This window comes from Gaoshiqia sediminis (assembly GCF_025907915.1).
GTDB classification, from domain to species: domain Bacteria; phylum Bacteroidota; class Bacteroidia; order Bacteroidales; family Prolixibacteraceae; genus Gaoshiqia; species Gaoshiqia sediminis.
The window spans coordinates 37,249-54,446 of record NZ_JAPAAF010000015.1 but is presented as its reverse complement, the minus strand read 5'-3'; the positions used below and the strand labels follow the sequence as shown (position 1 = coordinate 54,446).

Annotated in this window: 16 protein-coding genes; 10 read left to right on the top strand and 6 right to left on the bottom strand. The window is 48.3% G+C overall.

Annotation, left to right across the window (positions count from 1 at the left end; genetic code table 11):
• The 3 genes from N2K84_RS11395 (at position 1) to N2K84_RS11385 (ending at position 2,416) form a co-directional block, all read left to right on the top strand.
• Positions 1–375 (top strand): hypothetical protein, encoded by a 375-nt coding sequence (locus N2K84_RS11395; RefSeq protein ID WP_282591941.1) that lies wholly within the window; start codon positions 1–3, stop codon positions 373–375.
• A 736-nt stretch (positions 376–1,111) separates the two neighbouring features.
• Positions 1,112–1,822: a hemerythrin domain-containing protein gene (locus tag N2K84_RS11390; protein WP_282591940.1), complete on the top strand. Its 711-nt coding sequence runs from the start codon at positions 1,112–1,114 to the stop codon at positions 1,820–1,822.
• A 3-nt stretch (positions 1,823–1,825) separates the two neighbouring features.
• Positions 1,826–2,416, top strand: a complete 591-nt coding sequence (locus N2K84_RS11385) for a helix-turn-helix transcriptional regulator (RefSeq protein ID WP_282591939.1) — start codon at positions 1,826–1,828, stop codon at positions 2,414–2,416.
• A 42-nt stretch (positions 2,417–2,458) separates the two neighbouring features.
• Here N2K84_RS11385 and N2K84_RS11380 read toward each other — a convergent pair whose 3' ends face one another.
• From N2K84_RS11380 to N2K84_RS11370, 3 genes are all read right to left on the bottom strand, one after another.
• Entirely contained in the window at positions 2,459–3,871 is a 1,413-nt protein-coding gene (locus N2K84_RS11380; RefSeq protein WP_282591938.1) for a S41 family peptidase, read from the bottom strand.
• A gap of 103 nt (positions 3,872–3,974) precedes the next feature.
• Positions 3,975–5,330 carry a GntP family permease gene (locus N2K84_RS11375; protein WP_282591937.1) on the bottom strand — a complete coding sequence of 452 codons (1,356 nt, stop codon included), beginning with the start codon at positions 5,328–5,330 and terminating at the stop codon, positions 3,975–3,977.
• A gap of 583 nt (positions 5,331–5,913) precedes the next feature.
• Positions 5,914–6,657, bottom strand: a complete 744-nt coding sequence (locus N2K84_RS11370) for a biotin--[acetyl-CoA-carboxylase] ligase (protein WP_282591936.1) — start codon at positions 6,655–6,657, stop codon at positions 5,914–5,916.
• A gap of 124 nt (positions 6,658–6,781) precedes the next feature.
• Between N2K84_RS11370 and rsfS the strand changes: the two genes are divergently transcribed.
• The 7 genes from rsfS (at position 6,782) to N2K84_RS11335 (ending at position 12,394) form a co-directional block, all read left to right on the top strand.
• The gene (gene rsfS, locus N2K84_RS11365; RefSeq protein ID WP_282591935.1) at positions 6,782–7,159 is read left to right on the top strand and encodes a ribosome silencing factor; all 378 of its coding nucleotides are present in this window, start codon (positions 6,782–6,784) and stop codon (positions 7,157–7,159) included.
• 7 nt (positions 7,160–7,166) lie between these two features.
• Positions 7,167–9,203, top strand: coding sequence for an ATP-dependent zinc metalloprotease FtsH (gene ftsH / locus N2K84_RS11360; protein ID WP_282591934.1), 2,037 nt, complete (start codon positions 7,167–7,169; stop codon positions 9,201–9,203).
• A 10-nt stretch (positions 9,204–9,213) separates the two neighbouring features.
• Positions 9,214–9,846 (top strand): LutC/YkgG family protein, encoded by a 633-nt coding sequence (locus tag N2K84_RS11355; RefSeq protein WP_282591933.1) that lies wholly within the window; start codon positions 9,214–9,216, stop codon positions 9,844–9,846.
• Between the two features lie 9 nt (positions 9,847–9,855).
• Positions 9,856–10,062, top strand: coding sequence for a putative signal transducing protein (locus tag N2K84_RS11350; RefSeq protein WP_282591932.1), 207 nt, complete (start codon positions 9,856–9,858; stop codon positions 10,060–10,062).
• Positions 10,059–10,877 carry a phosphatidate cytidylyltransferase gene (locus tag N2K84_RS11345; RefSeq protein ID WP_282591931.1) on the top strand — a complete coding sequence of 273 codons (819 nt, stop codon included), beginning with the start codon at positions 10,059–10,061 and terminating at the stop codon, positions 10,875–10,877. Before N2K84_RS11350 ends, N2K84_RS11345 begins: the two co-directional genes overlap by 4 nt.
• Before the next feature lie 114 nt (positions 10,878–10,991).
• Positions 10,992–11,648 carry a phosphatidylserine decarboxylase family protein gene (locus N2K84_RS11340; RefSeq protein WP_282591930.1) on the top strand — a complete coding sequence of 219 codons (657 nt, stop codon included), beginning with the start codon at positions 10,992–10,994 and terminating at the stop codon, positions 11,646–11,648.
• A complete protein-coding gene (locus tag N2K84_RS11335; RefSeq protein ID WP_282591929.1) occupies positions 11,648–12,394 on the top strand; it encodes a CDP-alcohol phosphatidyltransferase family protein in 747 nt (248 codons plus the stop codon). The genes N2K84_RS11340 and N2K84_RS11335 overlap by 1 nt, the downstream gene beginning before the upstream one ends.
• A 140-nt stretch (positions 12,395–12,534) precedes the next feature.
• On the opposite strand, the gene N2K84_RS11330 is transcribed toward N2K84_RS11335, so the two are convergent.
• The 3 genes from N2K84_RS11330 to N2K84_RS11320 all read right to left on the bottom strand — a co-directional run bounded on the left by N2K84_RS11330 (position 12,535) and on the right by N2K84_RS11320 (position 17,008).
• Entirely contained in the window at positions 12,535–13,494 is a 960-nt protein-coding gene (locus N2K84_RS11330) for a calcium/sodium antiporter (protein ID WP_282591928.1), read from the bottom strand.
• 151 nt (positions 13,495–13,645) lie between these two features.
• The gene (locus tag N2K84_RS11325) at positions 13,646–15,082 is read right to left on the bottom strand and encodes a TrkH family potassium uptake protein (RefSeq protein WP_282591927.1); all 1,437 of its coding nucleotides are present in this window, start codon (positions 15,080–15,082) and stop codon (positions 13,646–13,648) included.
• 78 nt (positions 15,083–15,160) lie between these two features.
• A complete protein-coding gene (locus N2K84_RS11320; protein ID WP_282591926.1) occupies positions 15,161–17,008 on the bottom strand; it encodes a sensor histidine kinase in 1,848 nt (615 codons plus the stop codon).
• Positions 17,009–17,198 lie beyond the last annotated feature (190 nt).

Genomic DNA, 17,198 nt, shown 5'->3' with positions numbered 1-17,198 from the left:
TTGAGCAGCTACGCACAGGCAATTAACAAACAGGAAAACCGGCGTGGCAAACTCTTCTCGCATAATACCAAAGCAAAATGCCTGAATGATGTTGAATTTGAAAAAGCGCTCAGCAGATCCGAATCGTTTAACGCGTCTGTGCCCGACTACCTTACCACCTGTTTTAACTATATTCACCAAAATCCGGTAATGGCCGGACTGGTAACCAAACCGGAAGAATGGGAGTTTTCATCGTTTCGCGATTTCGCCGGTTTAAGAAAAGGCACACTGGCCAATAAGTATCTTGCATTTCAATATGTCGGTCTCGACCCAGAAGATTTCTACGCACAGTCGATGATGCTGCTAGATGAAAGTATACTGAAAAAAGTCTTCTGACATCCAACATTGAACTAGCGTTTCAGTAATCCCCTTAGTTAATCCGCTTAGCGGTTTGAAACCGCTTAGCGGATAAGCACCCGATTATTTGAAACCGCTTAGCGGATAAGCACCCGATGATTAATTTTCCGGCTAGAGGTTGAAAAGTTTTGCAGGCTCTAAAAAAGGCACACTGGCAAATAATTATCTCACATTTCAATATGTCGGTCTCGACAAAAAAGATTTCTACGTTCAGTCGATGATGCTGATTGATGAAAGTATGCTGAAAAAAGTCTTCTGACATCCAACATCAAACTAGCGTTTCAGTAATCCCCTTAGTTCATAATCCGCTTAGCGGTTTGGAACCGCTTAGCGGATAAGCACCCAATGAAATGGAACCGCTTAGCGGATATGCACCCGATGGTTTGAAACCGCTTAGCGGATAAGCAGCTCCGGGAGACCTTTTGATTCTTCAGTTACAACAGAATATTTCGCAAGAAGAAGTCCGCTTCCACGGTGATACAGATTCACATGCCCCTGCAAAAAATCCCTATAAATTGGGATAAAAGATATTGACCTATGTAATATACCTTTGCGTCTGATTCATGCAGACATAAAGATGAACGGGACGATCACTCCCGGTGGCACGGCAGCGTTTTTTCACCATTATTATTCAACCAAGCCGGTTAACAGCTGTTGTAATACAGTTAGCCATCATTACAAGCAGAAAAATAGATGACAGGATCAAAAAAGCTTTATGAAGATTTTTAATAAAAATGATAAAATGAGCTCGTTGGTTACCAGTAACTACAACTTGTTACCGGTGATCAACCGTTTTGGCATCCGGCTGGGATTCAAGGAAAAAACGATTGGCGAATTGTGCCGCGAACAAGAGGTGAACGCCGATTTTTTCCTGGCCATCGTCAATACCTATAACGACGAGAATTATTTCCCCGAAGCGGAACTGTTGTCGTTTTCGCCGCTGCTACTGATCGATTACCTAAAAAATACGCATAACTATTACATTGGCTATGTGCTTCCCAAAATTGAACGGTTGCTGAACCAGGTTCTGGTGAGTTGCGGAAACGACTGCGCCAGCCTGAAAATGATCGGTTCGTTTTACCAGAAGTACAAACACGAACTGTTGCTCCACCTTCAACTAGAAGACGAAAAAGTTTTCCCGTACATCATCGATCTGTATAAAAACCGGCAGCTTCGAAACGACCAAACTTCGATTCAGGTATTTGAAAACGAGCACACCAATGTGGAAGAAAAGCTAACGGATCTGAAAAACCTGATCATCAAATACCTGGAACCAGGGTACAACCACAACGACATGAACGAGTTCTTATTCGCGCTTGCCCAGTTCGAGAAAGATTTGTACGATCACGCCCGGATAGAAGACAACATTCTGGTAGTACAAGTGGAAAAACTGGAACAGGAACTAACGCAACAAGGAAGCCGCTAAACAATGGAAGAGAACCTTTTTATCATCCATCCATCCGAAATTGTTCGCCGGGGACTGGCCGTGATCCTTCAGGAATACTTCAGCATGGAGATTACCCAGCTGGTTTCTGTTTCCGACCTGGAAGCGTTTTCGGGTATCAACAACAGCCTGGTCATCGTCATGCTGGAAGCAGGACAGCAGCTCCCCCCCAAACTCGATGAAAAGCTCCGGCGTACGAACCAACTGTTTCTGGTTGGTGTTTCTCACGACGACCAACCTCAGCCTTACGAATATCGGCTAAATATATTCTCATCAGCCCTGCAAATACAGCAGCTCATCCAGGTTATCCGCAAATCGGCCAGCAAGCAGAAAGCTGTTCTGCCCGAAAACGGCGATCTCACCCTGCGCGAAAAGGACGTGATCCGGCTGGTTGCATTGGGACTGGCCAACAAAGAAATTGCCGATAGGCTCAACATCAGCATCCACACCGTTATTTCGCACCGGAAAAACATTACCGAAAAGCTGAATATACGCTCCATTTCCGGGCTTACCATGTATGCCATTATGAACAAATTGATTGACATCAGCGACATCAATCCCGAAGAGTTAATTTGAAACAGGCAGCTGACTATCCCCATAAATAGGGATCCGGTTCTGCTACCTGAGAAGCTCCGGACCGGGAACAAACAGGTTCTTCTTTAGCTCCAGGGCTTTGGGGAAAAGCTGTTTTCCCAACACCTTCATCCTGGACGATTTGGCAACTGCCACGATTGTCGTTTGTCCGGTAATCAGCTCAATCGCTTTGGCGACCATCGGATCGGAGGTATCACCCAACGGAATGCCCGCCAACACGTCGTCTTTCAGCACATAATCAGGCGTCAAGCCATCTTTAAAATCGGTATAACCAAAAGTGTTGGCATATTTCAATACGATAGGCACCATCGCCCATTCTTCCTGGTCATCGGGAATCACCCAGGCGCCGGTATATTTCCCGTAAGTAGGCTCACCAATGTGCACCACATCCATGTAAGGTTCCAAACCGGTGATAAGCAATTCGCTGGCCGAAGCCGTTCCTGAGGTTGTCAGGAAGAAAACCCGCTGCAAATTGACATTCCCACTAACATCGTCCAGAAAACGGTACGAAAGATAGTCGGCATACTCTTCGCCAGAATATTCAAGATATGATTGGAGCTCATCGTTATACCTCATTCCCACCAGCACTTCGCCAGCCGAAACCACATTTGCCGGTGCAATCTCAGAAGCCAAATAAGCTGCCGCATCAATCTCTCCGCCCGGATTATAGCGCAAGTCAACAATCAGGTCGGTAATGCCCGTGGTGTTGAATTCAGTAAAAATCTGGTCCAGCGTCTCCAGAAAGCCATCGTTGCTTCCGGCCACAAACTCCACATATGCCAGATAACCGATTTTATGGCCTTCGGTTTCGATAACCTCGTGATGTACAGAAGGATTGGTAGTCGTGACCCGGGCGGTCAGGCTGTACGAAACACCCGACGGGCTGATGGTACTCCCGCTGAGCGAGCCCAACTGCACCGAATAAGCACTGCCGGAATACAGGGTGTAGTAATTTTCCGTATTCAGATTGGTATTGTTGATGGAAAGAATGATGTCGCCGCGTTTCAATCCGGCCTCTTCGGCAGCCGAACCGGGATACACGTAGTTTACCACAATATAAACACTGGTACCATCGGAAAACAAATAAAAGGCCGGATCAAAACCCATGGTTACCGGTACCCCGGCAAACTCGGCGGCCAACGAAGCATAATCGTCGGTAATCCACGACCATTTATCTTCGGCTTCATAGATCAGCTTATAGAAATACTCTTCCGAATCGGCTTCTTTGGTATCGTCAATTTCCGGCAGTTTATTATTCCACAGGTACAAATCCTCCATGTTCTCTCGAATCCAGGCATTTGCAGCCAAAATCTCTTCTGCAATCGGATCTTCCTCCTCAACAATAGGATCATCATCTTTACACGAGTAGAAGAGAGTCAGCAAGAGGAAAAAATAGACGAGTAATTTATTCATCCGGATATGCTTTGTGTTTTTCATATAACATTCGCTTAATTGTTCAGAAATTTCAGTATCACAAACGGTAGCAGTACTGAAATTCAAACACGCTAAATTAATCTTTTTAACTTCAGCTTATCACTTTTTAAACGAAAAAGCTAACCAGCAAAATCAACAGAAAACCGACAACTGAAATGAGGGTCTCCATGACCGTCCATGAGCGCAGGGTTTCTTTTTCGTTCATGCCCAAATACTTACCAACCAGCCAAAAGCCGCTATCATTTACGTGCGACAGGATGGTGGCCCCGGCAGCGATGGCCAGTACCACCAGCGCCTTATCGATTTGTCCAAGGTCGAAAGCCGTAATCAGCGGGGCCATAATCCCGGCGGCAGTGATCATCGAAACGGTGGCCGATCCCTGAATCACCCTAACCACCGCGGCAATCAGATAGGCCAACACAATCGGCGGCATGGCCGAGTTGGCCAATCGTTCGGCCAGCATGGCGCCAATGCCGCTGTCAATCAGCACCTGCTTGAACACGCCCCCAGCCCCGGTCACCAAAATGATCAAACCCGCGGGGCCCAGCGCCTTGTTCGAGAGGGCCATCAACTGATCCTTGCTGAAACCACGTTTCACACCCAGCACGTACAAGGCCAGCAAGGTGGAAATGATCAGGGCCGAAAACGGATGCCCCAGCAGGCCGATGGTCTGGTACAGCACACCATCCGGCATGATGCCTTTGCTGAACAGCACTTCGGCCACCGAATTCCCGACGATCAGCACCAAGGGCAAGGCTATGATGAAAACAATGGTCGGAAAAGACGGCAAAGGCTTTTGTTCCTCACCCGGCTCCCGCTCCGAAAAATAATCGGGGGCATCAATTTTTATTTTATTGCTGATGTATTTCCCGAAAACCGGCCCGGCAACAATGGCCGTGGGAACACTGATGATGACGCCCATCAGGATGACCCACCCCAGTTGAGCCCCCAGGATTTCGGCCACCGCCACCGGCCCCGGCGTGGGCGGTATAAACGAATGGGTAATGGCCAGTCCGGCCAGCAACGGTATAGCATAGTACAACACCGAACGCCGTGCTTGTTTGGTGAGTTCATAAACAATCGGGATGAGGATGATGAGGCCCACATCGAAAAAAACAGGGATAGCCACGATAAAGCCGGTCAGCACCAGCGCCCAGGAAGCCCGCTTCTCGCCAAACTTGCTGAGCAGGTACAGGGCAATCGATTCGGCCCCGCCCGACGATTCCAGCATCTGCCCGAAAATGGCGCCCAAACCTACCACTGTGGCCACAAAGCCCAGGGTGCTGCCCATCCCCTCTTTCATACTGTCGATGATCGGGCCAAAGTCCATCCCACTGACCACCCCCACCACGATGCTGACGATCAGCAAGGCAATAAACGCATGGATTTTCAACTTCAACACCAGGAAAAGCAGCAGCAGAATGGCAAAGACTACGCCGCCCAACAGGAAGATTTCGTTCATGGTCGTTTGTTTGATTTAGCTTAGATATGTGAAAATAAATGAATTATTTACAGAAAAACAACGCACAAACCATCTTTACGGCCGCTGACCTATCCATTGAACTCCTATCGGTTACTTAATCCCGGTGATCTGCCAGCCAAAGTCCTTCCTGCTGCCAGCGCTATAGCATCTCCATATTTAGCCGGTTTATACTCTATTTCTCCTATGTATTTTCTGTATCCATAAACACAGAAGATATACAGAAGAAATACAGAAGATACACAGAAGATCCGGAGATGGTAAGACGAAAAGACGGATATGGATTGAAGGGAACTATGGGTCGGGATGAAGAACACGTGACGATTCATTTGCCTGGGAAAAAACATCATTCCATTGACATTTTCCCAAACAAAATCAATCATTCCGTTGACAAGAAGTCAATTCCTGACAATAAGAAACTGTTTAAAATTTAAAGTCACGCCCAAAATCAAAAAATTTACTCCGCCCCTGAAGGCTGTATGTTTGATTTTTCGGGCTCCCTTTAGGGTTCGGGGTAATCCGAAAAATCAAAATGAGCAAAATTTAAACAGTTTCTAACGTCCCCTTACAGATACCCCACCTCTTTGAAGTGATATTCGTGGATGGGGCCGTCCTGTTCCTGGATGCGGAGCTGGCCGGTTGCGTTGATGCCGATGATCTTTCCGGTGTACCGGTGTTCTTCGTCCTGAAACGGATGCCACTCTCCGAAGCGGTATAACTTCGCGAGAAACAGCTGATCCAGTTCCTGAAGCCGGCCCTCTGCCAAGAGCTGATAATAAAAATCGATTTGTTTCAATAATTCATCCAGGATTTCATCCAGCTGAAACTCCTCTCCGGTTAAGATGGCCAGCGAGACCGGATTGGGCGCATCCGAAAAAAACTGTTTTTGATTGACATTGAGCCCGATGCCGATAACACTCTGACAAATCTGGCCATTCATAATACCATTCTCGATCAGAATGCCGCAAATTTTCCGGTCGCCCACATAAATATCGTTGGGCCATTTTATGCTCACCCGGTCAACCAGGCGGCTGAGACAGCTCTCCAAGCCCAGGCAGACGACCTTCGAAAGGGCATACGTTTTATCGAGCGGTAAAAAAACCGGACGCATGAAGATGGAAAAGGTAAGATTTTTCCCGGGTTCGCTTTCCCACTTGTTTGCCAGGTGCCCGCGACCGGAGGTTTGTTCGTATGCCAAAAAGACAGTACCCTCTTCCGTTTCATTTTCACGCACTTGACTGGTGGCATAGTTATTGGTACTTTCGGTGCTCCGAACCGAAATGATGGTATGACCGATGGATCGGGACATAAGTTTTTGAAATTTTTAACAAATGATCGTAAACTATTTTTTTCATCCTCAGGTTATTACCCAAGACTGTTTTAACGGTCAAAATAAACGAAAAAATTTATCTTTGTATTCCTAAAAAGAATTTATGAGTATAACGCCAAAAGAGAGGGACACACAAATACTGCTTAATGCCATTATTGAAGGCATTGAACGAAAAAAAGGATTAGATATTATCAAAATAGATTTAACAAAAATAAACCACTCCGAATGTAATTATTTCATCATCTGCCACGGGAATTCCACCACTCAGGTGGATGCAATTGCCCATTCGGTAGAAGATACGGTGGAAGAAATAACCGGAGAACAAGCCTGGCACAAGGATGGTTACAAAAATTCGATCTGGATACTACTGGATTATGCCGATGTGATGGTGCATGTATTTCAGCATGAGGCACGTAATTTTTACGATATCGAGAACCTTTGGGCCGACGCAGCAATTGAAGAAATTAATACAGAAAATTAAGAAATAGATGACTAAAAAAACAAATAAAAGCAAGAAGAATTCCAACCTGGGCAACTTCAGTGGCGGTATGAAACCGCCAAAATTCAACCCTTACTGGATTTACGGGATCGTGATTATCGTATTCCTGGGCATTCAGTATTTCAGCTTTGGTGGGGGCCCCGTTGAAACCAACTGGCAGGAAGTTAAAAACACCATGCTCAAGAACCACGATATTGAAAAAATTGTGGTGGTCAACCGCGAAGAAGCCCAAATTTATCTGAAAGAAGACAGCTATGCCGACTATGCCGATAAACTGAACCAGGGATTTAATACACCCTCGAAGTTTGGGCCGCATTATTTTTTCACCATTGGGTCGGTAGAAACCTTCGAAGACAACCTGCGCAGTGCCCAGGCCGATTTTAACGACTCCGACCGTATTTCCCTGGAATATAAAACCGTACACAACTACTTCAGTGAAATTTTGGGATGGATTTTCCCCTTCCTCATCATTATTGGCATTTGGTGGTGGATCTTCCGGCGCATGAGTAAAGGCGGCGGTGGAGCCGGAGGCGCCGGTAACATCTTCAGCGTGGGAAAATCGCAGGCCAAAATCTTTGATAAAGACTCACGGGTAAATACGACCTTCAAGGACGTGGCCGGATTGGCCGAGGCCAAACAGGAAGTGGAAGAAATTGTTGAGTTCCTGAAAAACCCGGCCAAATATACCAAGCTGGGTGGGAAAATCCCCAAGGGTGCCTTGCTGGTTGGCCCTCCGGGAACCGGTAAAACCTTACTGGCCAAGGCCGTTGCCGGCGAAGCCAATGTTCCGTTCTTCTCCATGTCGGGTTCCGACTTTGTGGAAATGTTCGTGGGTGTTGGGGCCTCGCGTGTGCGCGACCTTTTTAAGCAGGCCAAGGAAAAAGCGCCTTGCATTGTATTTATTGATGAGATTGATGCTATTGGCCGGGCCCGTGGGAAAAACCCGAACATGGGATCGAACGACGAACGCGAAAACACGCTGAACCAACTGCTTACCGAGATGGATGGATTCGACACCAACTCGGGGGTGATCATCCTGGCGGCCACCAACCGGGCCGACATTCTGGATCGCGCCCTGATGCGCGCCGGCCGTTTCGACCGCCAGATCCATGTGGAACTGCCCGACCTGAACGAGCGTCGCGAAATCTTTCAGGTACACCTGCGTCCCATCAAACTGGCCGACGAGGTGGAAGTCAACTTCCTCTCCAAGCAAACTCCCGGCTTCTCGGGCGCCGACATTGCCAACGTATGTAACGAGGCTGCCCTGATTGCCGCTCGCAGAAACCGTAATAAAGTTACCAAACAAGACTTTCTGGACGCGGTGGACCGCATTGTTGGCGGACTTGAGAAGAAAAACAAGATCATCTCGAAAGACGAAAAACGCCGCATCGCTTATCACGAAGCCGGACATGCCACCATCAGCTGGCTGCTGGAACATGCCCATCCGCTGGTGAAAGTGACCATTGTACCGCGTGGCAAAGCGCTGGGCGCCGCCTGGTACCTGCCCGAAGAACGCTCCATCACCACCAAAGAACAGCTGTTGGATGAAATGTGCTCGGCCCTGGGCGGACGCGCTGCCGAACAGCTCGTGTTCGGAACCATCTCGTCGGGCGCCCAAAACGACCTGGAGAAAATCACCAAGCAAGCCTATGCCATGATCAGCATCTTTGGCATGAGCGATAAAGTGGGGAACGTAAGCTTTTACGATTCAACCGGGCAAACCGACTTTGGCTTTACCAAGCCGTACAGCGAAAAAACAGCCGAACTGATTGATGCCGAAGCAAAAGAACTGATCGACAACCAGTACCAGCGAGCCTTACAGGTATTGAAAGACCATCAGGAAGGTCATAAAACGCTGGCTGAAAAGCTGCTGGAAAAAGAAGTGATCTTTGGCGAAGACCTGGAAACGATCTTTGGGAAGCGCCCGTGGGCCAAAGAAGAACAACTTGGCGACAACGGCAACGATACTAAAACGGAAAAACCAGCCGCCATTACTGAAGCAAAAGAAACGGAAGAAACCCACTAAACCGACGCCTATGTCATCGCGGGAAAACATACTTGGCCGACTGAAGAAGGCCGCAGAAAAAAGAAACGCACCAACTGCGGCTCAGCCGGATTTTGAAGCGCCTATTTATTTGCAAACGGATAAAAGCCTGGCAGACTGGTTTCAGGAAAACCTGGAACTGGTTGCCGGAAAAGTCCTTCGTCCCAAAAACCTGCAGGAAGCCGTGGCCCTGATCAAGCAACTGGCCGCTGAAGAAAACCTGGAACGGATTTTTTGTTCCGACCCGGTTTTACAGCAGGCACTGAAGGGCCAAGTAGCCTTTCAAAACGATGCTGAGGATTTCATCCAGTTACAGGCCGGCATCACACCCTGCGAGTTTCTGGTGGCCCATTTGGGCTCGGTGATGGTCAGCTCAGCAGGTGCTTCGGGCCGAAGGTTGCATGTTTTCCCGGAAACCCACCTGGTAGTGGCTCACAAAAACCAGCTTGTCGCCCATCTGGATGATGCCCTGGAACAGTTGCAGCAGAAATATAACGGGAACCTGCCCTCCATGGTCACCAACATCACTGGCCCCAGCCGCACGGCTGACATCGAAAAAACGCTGGTGATGGGCATGCACGGGCCCAAAAAATTATTCGTACTTTTATGTGACGAACCGTTTTAATCTAACCAAATGGAAGAAGATTTTGTACTGGTTTTTACCACTGCCGAAACGTTTCAGGCTGAAATTGCCCGGGAGATTCTGGAGGACAATGACCTTCGCTGTGTGGTGCTGAACCAACATGATTCCATGATCCCATCGATAGGTGAGATCGAAGTTTATGTCCAAAAAGATGACCAGGAACTGGCCCTGGAAATACTCAAAAAGCTGAAGCATTGAAGAACCTGATCACGCGCTCGCTGACCGGAATTGTATTGGTTGCTGCCATCCTTGGGAGTCTGTTGCTAAGTAAATTTACATTTGCAGGCTTGTTTGTTGTGCTGCTGCTGGGATGCCTGACCGAGTTTTACGGACTCCCGGCCACTGCGGGATTACGGCCAAACCGTATCCTTGGGCTGTCGATTGGCGGCCTCACCTTCATTCTTTCCTTTTTGATCGCATCCGGCAAGTTGTCACCGGTCTTATACCTGCTAATTTTCCCGTTGCTTCTGCTGGTTTTCATGGCTGAAATGTACCGGCAGAGCGAGGTTTCACTACAAAATATCACCACCACCATCACCGGCATCTTTTATGTGGCCGTGCCTTTCAGTCTGGGAAACTTTTTGGTTTTTGATTCAGCCGGAACCTATTCACCCAAGCTGATGATTGCCCTGCTGATTATCATTTGGATGTACGATTCGGGAGCCTACCTGTTTGGCGTAAGCTTTGGCAAACACCGCCTGTTTGAACGAATTTCACCTAAAAAATCATGGGAAGGAGCCATTGGCGGCACCTTATTAGCGCTGGGTGCAGCCTACGTGCTGTCTATTTACATTCCAGCCATCAGCCTGCCCCACTGGCTGGTCATTGCCTTTTTCACCGTGGTAGCTTCCACCTTTGGCGACCTGTCCGAGTCGATGCTGAAGCGCCAGTTTGGCAGGAAAGACAGCGGGAACTGTTTCCCCGGCCATGGCGGCCTGCTCGACCGTTTCGACTCACTGCTGTTTGCCATCCCCGTTTTTGTGTTCTACCTCAAAGTTGTCGTTGGTTTCTAACCAACTCTACGCACGAGCTCTCGTTGCCGAATTCGGAAACCGGAAATTTAGCCCGAACAATCCCTGATTCTGAACGTAAAATTCAGTACTTTTGCACCCGTAAAAAATAAAACCATGAGATTTCATCCCGCGGGAAAAAAAATTATCCGCAACACCCTTTGGGTGGCGCTTGCCCTTAACCTGATCGGTTGGTTGTTTATCACCACCTCGTTCTTCAGCAGCTTGCTTACGCTGGGCACGCTGGTTATGCTGGTAATGGTGCTACAGTTTTTTCGTTATCCACACCGGCCGGTCACGACCGACGAAAAGCTCATCTTAAGCCCGGCTGACGGAAAGATCTGTGTCATTGAAGAATGCGAAGAAAAAGATTACCTGAAAACCCGCTGTCTGAAGGTTTCCATTTTCATGTCGCCGCTGAACGTACACATCAACTGGGTGCCTGTACCCGGAACCGTTACTTTTTTGAAACACAAGGAAGGTGAATTTTACGCTGCTTTTAAAGATAAATCGGCCGAAGAGAACGAACGCTTCTGCACGGCCATCCGCTTAAACGACGGGCGCGAAATTATGGCCACCCAGGTTGCAGGCGCTCTGGCCCGCCGCATCCTCAACTACCTGAAACCCGGACAAGCCGTTACGCAGGATCTGGAAATGGGTTTCATCCGTTTCGGGTCGCGCGTTGACCTGTACCTGCCTACCGACACCAAATTGAATGTCAAGCTGGGACAAAAAGTAACCGGATCACAAACCATCATTGGAGAGTTGAGCTAATGAACAAGCTGAGCAGTTACTTTTTTTGGGTGCCCAACTTCATCACGGCGCTGAACCTGGCAGCCGGCAGCATGGCTGTTTTCCTGGGCATTGAAGGGCAGCTGGTCTGGGCCGCCTGTTGCATTGTTGCGGCTGCCGTGTTTGATTTTCTGGACGGAATGGCAGCCCGCCTGTTGCATGCCTATTCCGAAATTGGCAAGCAACTCGATTCGCTGGCCGATCTGGTATCCTTTGGACTGGCTCCTGCCGCCATCCTGATGAGCCTTCTCCAACTGGCCATGTTTGAGAATATCCGGCCCCTGGCGCTGATTGAAGCATCGCCCTTACAATGGGTATTTCTGCTGTCTGCATTACTGGTGCCCATTGCCGGGGCTTTTCGTTTGGCCAAATTTAACCTCGACACCCGGCAAAGCGACAACTTCCTGGGCCTGCCCATTCCGGCCAACGCCTTGTTCTACGCATCACTGGCCCTGGTTGTGGAATTGGGGAATCACCCGGCCATCAGCAAAATCATCCTGAGCCGTTTTAATTTGCTCACCATCATGGTCCTGCTATCTGCCTTGATGATTTCGGAGCTGCCCATGTTTTCGATGAAAGTCAAGCACCTGAAATGGCAGGGCAACCAAGTCCGCTTCCTGTTTGCCGGACTCTGTATCGTTCTTTTGATTTTGCTGAAATTATATGCCTTTCCGCTGATCATCATCAGCTATATCCTGATCGCCGTTGTTTCGAAACTGGCAGCTTGATCACGTGTCGCCGTACTCTTGCCATAGCGTCATACCGTCAGGCAACTGCCGGATCGGTACCTCCTTATCGATGAGGCCCTGAAACAAGTTCAGGGTTACACCAGCAAAACCGTATAGCGCTGACACGAAACTAATTGCGCCTACCCTACTTCCTGCCGAATCAGCAAATACGTGTAAGCGAGGTAGGCCAGCAGGAGGATGGCAGCTTCCCAGCGGTCGAGTTGCTTGCGCCCCCCGGCAAACATGGCCAGGAACAAAAACAAGGTCCCCCCGGCCAACACATACAAATCGGTATTAAACGAAGCTTGAAAGCTGATTGGCCGGATGAGTGAGCTCACCGACAGGATCAGAAAAATATTGAAAACATTGGATCCGATGATGTTGCCGACTGCAATATCAACGTTCTTTTTTAACGCGGCCACCACCGAGGTCATCAGTTCCGGAAGTGAAGTGCCCAGGGCAACAATGGTCAGGCCAATAATCTTTTCGCTCACGCCCAGCATACGGGCAATTTCAACGGCGCCGGTCATCACCATCTTTCCACCGCCCACCAGACCGCCAATGCCAATCAGTATAAATAAAGCGATCTTCAGGTTCGACAAGTGCTGAAGGTGCAAATCGGCATGAATGACATCCGACTTAATTTCTTTATACACATAAAATAAAAAGGAAACGAACAAGCCCATCAAGAGCAGTCCGTCGATGCGCGAAAGCAAAGACGAATGATCGAAGGCAAAATCGTTGGCCAGCACAAACAACACCATGATGGCCCCAAACGAGATGGGAATTTCTTTCCAGGCCGTACTCGATTTTACGGCCAGAGGCGTAATCAAACCCGTAATACCAAGAATAACAAACAGATTGATGTTATTGCTGCCGATCACATTCCCAAAAACCAAATCGGGCTTATCGTTAAACGAAGCAATGGCATTCACCACCAGCTCGGGCGCCGAGGTTCCAAACGCAACAATGGTGAGCCCGATGGCCAAATCCGAAATATTGAACTTCTTGCCGAGCGCCGACGCGCCTGTGATTAACCAGTCGGCCCCTTTAATCAACAACACAAAACCTCCAACTAAAAGCAAAACCTGTAGCAGCATACGATTCGATTATTTAGGGCACGAAAATACGGATAAGCAAGGTATAAAAAAACGGTAATCCGGTTAAATCCATGTTAAGCAAAAGATGCCTGAACCAAACCTAAAAGAATGCGCCGGTATTTATTATTCTCTAAATAGTCCCAAATCAGCATCAGCTTTCCCAAAACCAAGGGGTAAAGAGCATGATGACCGTATAAATTTCAAGCCGTCCCAAGATCATGAACACCGTCAAGGTAATTTTGGAAAGTTCGGACAGATGGGCAAAATTACTTGCGGGACCAACCGTTCCCAGGCCAGGGCCAATGCCACCCATAGCCGTGGCTACCGAGCTGGCCGAAGTAGCAACATCGGAGCCCAACAAAATCATGATCAAGCTTCCGAACAAAAACAGCAACAAGTACCACAGAATAAAGGTCAAAATACCGTTATTGTCCTCATAACTGATCGAACGCTGGTTGATCCGCAACGGGATGACGGCCTTGGGTGAAATGAGCGTACGAATGGTATGTGTCACATTTTTAAGGGCCACCATGTGACGCGCCATCTTGATGCCCCCGGCTGTTGAGCCCGTGCTTCCTCCAAAAAACATCAAAAAGAAAATCACCACCCAACCAATAGTAGGCCACAGCAGATAATCGGCCGTGGCAAAGCCGGTACAGGTAACAATGGAAACTACCTGAAAAAAGGATTCGCGGAAAGCCAGTTCCAGGTCGCGGTCGGTATGGAGATACAGAAATGCCGTAACAAAGAGTCCGGCCACCAGGATAACCCCCAAATAAAAACGCAGTTCTTCGTTTTGTTTTATCTTTTTGAATTCGCGCTTCACCGCATAATAATGGATGACAAAGTTGGTTCCCGAAAGCACCATAAAAACCGTGACCACATACTGAATGTAGGGCGAATATCCGGCCAGGCTGGTATTTTTCGGAGAGAAACCACCTGTAGCTACTGTTCCGTAAGCGTGGCAAACACTCTCGTACAGGTTCATCCCCCCCAATAACAGGAAAACGACCTCGAACAGGGTAAGCAGCAAATAGATGTACAACAGCCGAAGCCCCACCGACTTAATCCGCGGATGTATTTTTTCCTGAAACGACGATTCGAGCGTAAACAGATTGTACCCCCCGATATTCAAAGAAGGCATGACCACAATGACCAACACAATAATCCCCAGGCCGCCAATCCAGTGCGTCATGCTCCGCCAGTACAGGATCGATTTTGGCAAGCTTTCGATATCCGCAAGAATGGAGGACCCGGTGGTGGTGAAGCCGGAGACCGACTCAAAAAAAGCATCGGTAAACGAAGGAATGGCCTGGCTGAACAGAAAAGGCAAAGCCCCAACCAGCGAAATAAAAAGCCACGACAACGAAACCGACAGATAAGCTTCGCGTCGCGAAAAGGTATCAATCTCGTGCCTTCCCCCCAGGGCATACAACAAACCGGCAGCAAACAGGGCGATAAATGCGGTAAACACAAAGGGAGAAATAAGCTCACCGTAAATCAGGGCCACCGGAATGCAGCTTCCCAAGGCAATCGCCGCAATCAGCAAAATCCGCATCAACAAGTGAAAAACAACTTTAAAATTCATGCCCTCTTTCTTTATTCTTTCGTTTCAACATCACTTTTTTCATCCATTCATTCACTGAATCCATCATCATCTGCCAACCTAAAACGGGGTTTTATAAACCGGCATGCTGAAGTAAAACCGGCTTCCTTGTCCGGGTTCACTCTCCACCCAGATATCACCGAACTGTTTGGTGATGAATTCTTTGGAAATGGCCAACCCGAGTCCGGTTCCTTTAGGGCCTGAACCGGGCACACGAAAGAACTTTTCAAAAATCTGCTGCAGATACTGCTCTTCGATGCCCGGGCCGGAGTCGCGCACCATAAACCGAACGGTTTGGTTCACCGCCTTTACCTCAACCTGTATCTGAGTGTTCTCCGGCGAATACTGAATGGCATTGTTGACCAGGTTCAACAGCACCCAGGCTGTCTTTTCCGAGTCGCAGTGCAGGTATGGCAAGGGCTCGTCCACCAAAAAATCGATCGAAATATGCTTTTCGCGGGCTTGGTTCAAAGCCGGGTTTTTCACGTACTGAATGATCTCAGTGGGCAACACCGGTTGCAGGTTCAGTGGAATATTTCCGGTTTCCACCTGCGCCAGATCGAGCAGCTCGGACGTGATACCGGCCATTTTCCGGGTTTCTTCTTTCAATGCCTGGATAATATTCTTCTGTTCCTCGTTCAGTTCCCCGATCCGCGGGTCATCCAGCAGCTTCAGGTTTAGGCGGAGCGAGGCGATCGGTGTTTTCAACTCGTGCGAAATAGTGGCAATGAAGTTGGTTTTCGCCTCGGCCTGTTCAAAAAAGTGGGTAATATTTTTCAGGATGATGACGCGTCCGACATTCACCGGCGACTCTTCCCCGGTTTTAGTCAGCACCACATCCAGAATTTCCTGCGTGTAATAGCCGGGGGTCCCTTCCTGCTCCACTTTGATGGGGTGGAATTCTTTTTTGGCCGGATGATTTTCTTCGCAAACCTCTTTTAAAATCTGACGCGAAAGTTCATTCCTGACAGCCAACTCGGGAGCGTGCCGGCCAACAAGTTCGCCTGGCGTCATCTGCAGAATCTTGCAGGCAATGGCATTCGAGAAAATGATGTGTTTGCTGTTGTCGAGCCCGATGATGGCGTCCTTCATATTGTTGATGATCGTATCAATCCGCTTCTTCTCGAACAAGAGCTGCGACAAATTGCTGTGTTCATACTCATCGAGCTTGGCGGCCATCATATTAAAAGCCTGCGCCAACTCGCCCAGTTCATCGTGCGATTTAAATTGAAGGCGCTGCTCATAATTCCGGTTGGCAATCTCTTTAATCCCTTGGGTAAGTTGAATTATGGGCTTGGAAATATAGCCCGGGTACTGAATAAAAAACAGTGCAGAGATGATAAAACAAAAAGTACCAATCACCGACATGATGACAAAAGCCCCGTGGGCCGTATTCTTCAGCAGGCTGTTTTTATGGCTGATGGCATCCATGTTCAGTGTCCACAAGGCCACAATTTGATTCCGCGTTGCCGTATAAGCGGCAACCAGCTCCCGAAACGCCCCGGGACCAGTAATTTCCTGATTCTGCAAATCGGCATAAACCGCCAAATACCGATTGAAATGGTTTTCCAGCGCACGAATCATTTCGGCCTCGCCCGCTTCGGTGATGTTGTTTTTCACCGCTTCCAGATTCTTGCGAAAAACAGCCAAATTGCTCTGATACCGACTATCATCCACGCTATCGGCAGAACTTAACAAATTATACGATTGCTGATTTTCCAGATCATCCAGCGACTGAATCAGGAACTTCGTTGACTCCACCGTTTGGTAGTTCTCTTTCAGCATGGCAGCCGACCGGTTCGACAGGTTGTAAATGAAATACGCCCCGGTAACCCAAAGCAACACCACCATCAGCAGTAGAAGCCCGAAACCAATGGAAAGCCTGTTTTTTAAACTTACACGTATCATGATGCCCTCAGATTAATGGATGCACGAAAATAAAACAGTTTCTCCGTGCAAAAACAAATAAACCAAGAACATGCCACGCCAGTTGCCAAACAGCACCACGCCAGGCAAAACACTTATCGATCAACAGTATAAATAACCAAAATAATTGATGGCGAATAGAACAACCCGGAAGCGCCCTAACAATTTGTAA

Bases quoted from the DNA above. Each gene is read 5' to 3' on its own strand.
- N2K84_RS11390 (WP_282591940.1), top strand. From the start codon at position 1,112: ATGAAGATTTTTAATAAAAATGATAAAATGAGCTCGTTGGTTACCAGT.
- N2K84_RS11385 (WP_282591939.1), top strand. From the start codon at position 1,826: ATGGAAGAGAACCTTTTTATCATCCATCCATCCGAAATTGTTCGCCGG.
- N2K84_RS11380 (WP_282591938.1), bottom strand. From the start codon at position 3,871: ATGAAAAACACAAAGCATATCCGGATGAATAAATTACTCGTCTATTTT.
- N2K84_RS11375 (WP_282591937.1), bottom strand. From the start codon at position 5,330: ATGAACGAAATCTTCCTGTTGGGCGGCGTAGTCTTTGCCATTCTGCTG.
- N2K84_RS11370 (WP_282591936.1), bottom strand. From the start codon at position 6,657: ATGTCCCGATCCATCGGTCATACCATCATTTCGGTTCGGAGCACCGAA.
- rsfS (WP_282591935.1), top strand. From the start codon at position 6,782: ATGAGTATAACGCCAAAAGAGAGGGACACACAAATACTGCTTAATGCC.
- ftsH (WP_282591934.1), top strand. From the start codon at position 7,167: ATGACTAAAAAAACAAATAAAAGCAAGAAGAATTCCAACCTGGGCAAC.
- N2K84_RS11355 (WP_282591933.1), top strand. From the start codon at position 9,214: ATGTCATCGCGGGAAAACATACTTGGCCGACTGAAGAAGGCCGCAGAA.
- N2K84_RS11350 (WP_282591932.1), top strand. From the start codon at position 9,856: ATGGAAGAAGATTTTGTACTGGTTTTTACCACTGCCGAAACGTTTCAG.
- N2K84_RS11340 (WP_282591930.1), top strand. From the start codon at position 10,992: ATGAGATTTCATCCCGCGGGAAAAAAAATTATCCGCAACACCCTTTGG.
- N2K84_RS11335 (WP_282591929.1), top strand. From the start codon at position 11,648: ATGAACAAGCTGAGCAGTTACTTTTTTTGGGTGCCCAACTTCATCACG.
- N2K84_RS11330 (WP_282591928.1), bottom strand. From the start codon at position 13,494: ATGCTGCTACAGGTTTTGCTTTTAGTTGGAGGTTTTGTGTTGTTGATT.
- N2K84_RS11325 (WP_282591927.1), bottom strand. From the start codon at position 15,082: ATGAATTTTAAAGTTGTTTTTCACTTGTTGATGCGGATTTTGCTGATT.
- N2K84_RS11320 (WP_282591926.1), bottom strand. From the start codon at position 17,008: ATGATACGTGTAAGTTTAAAAAACAGGCTTTCCATTGGTTTCGGGCTT.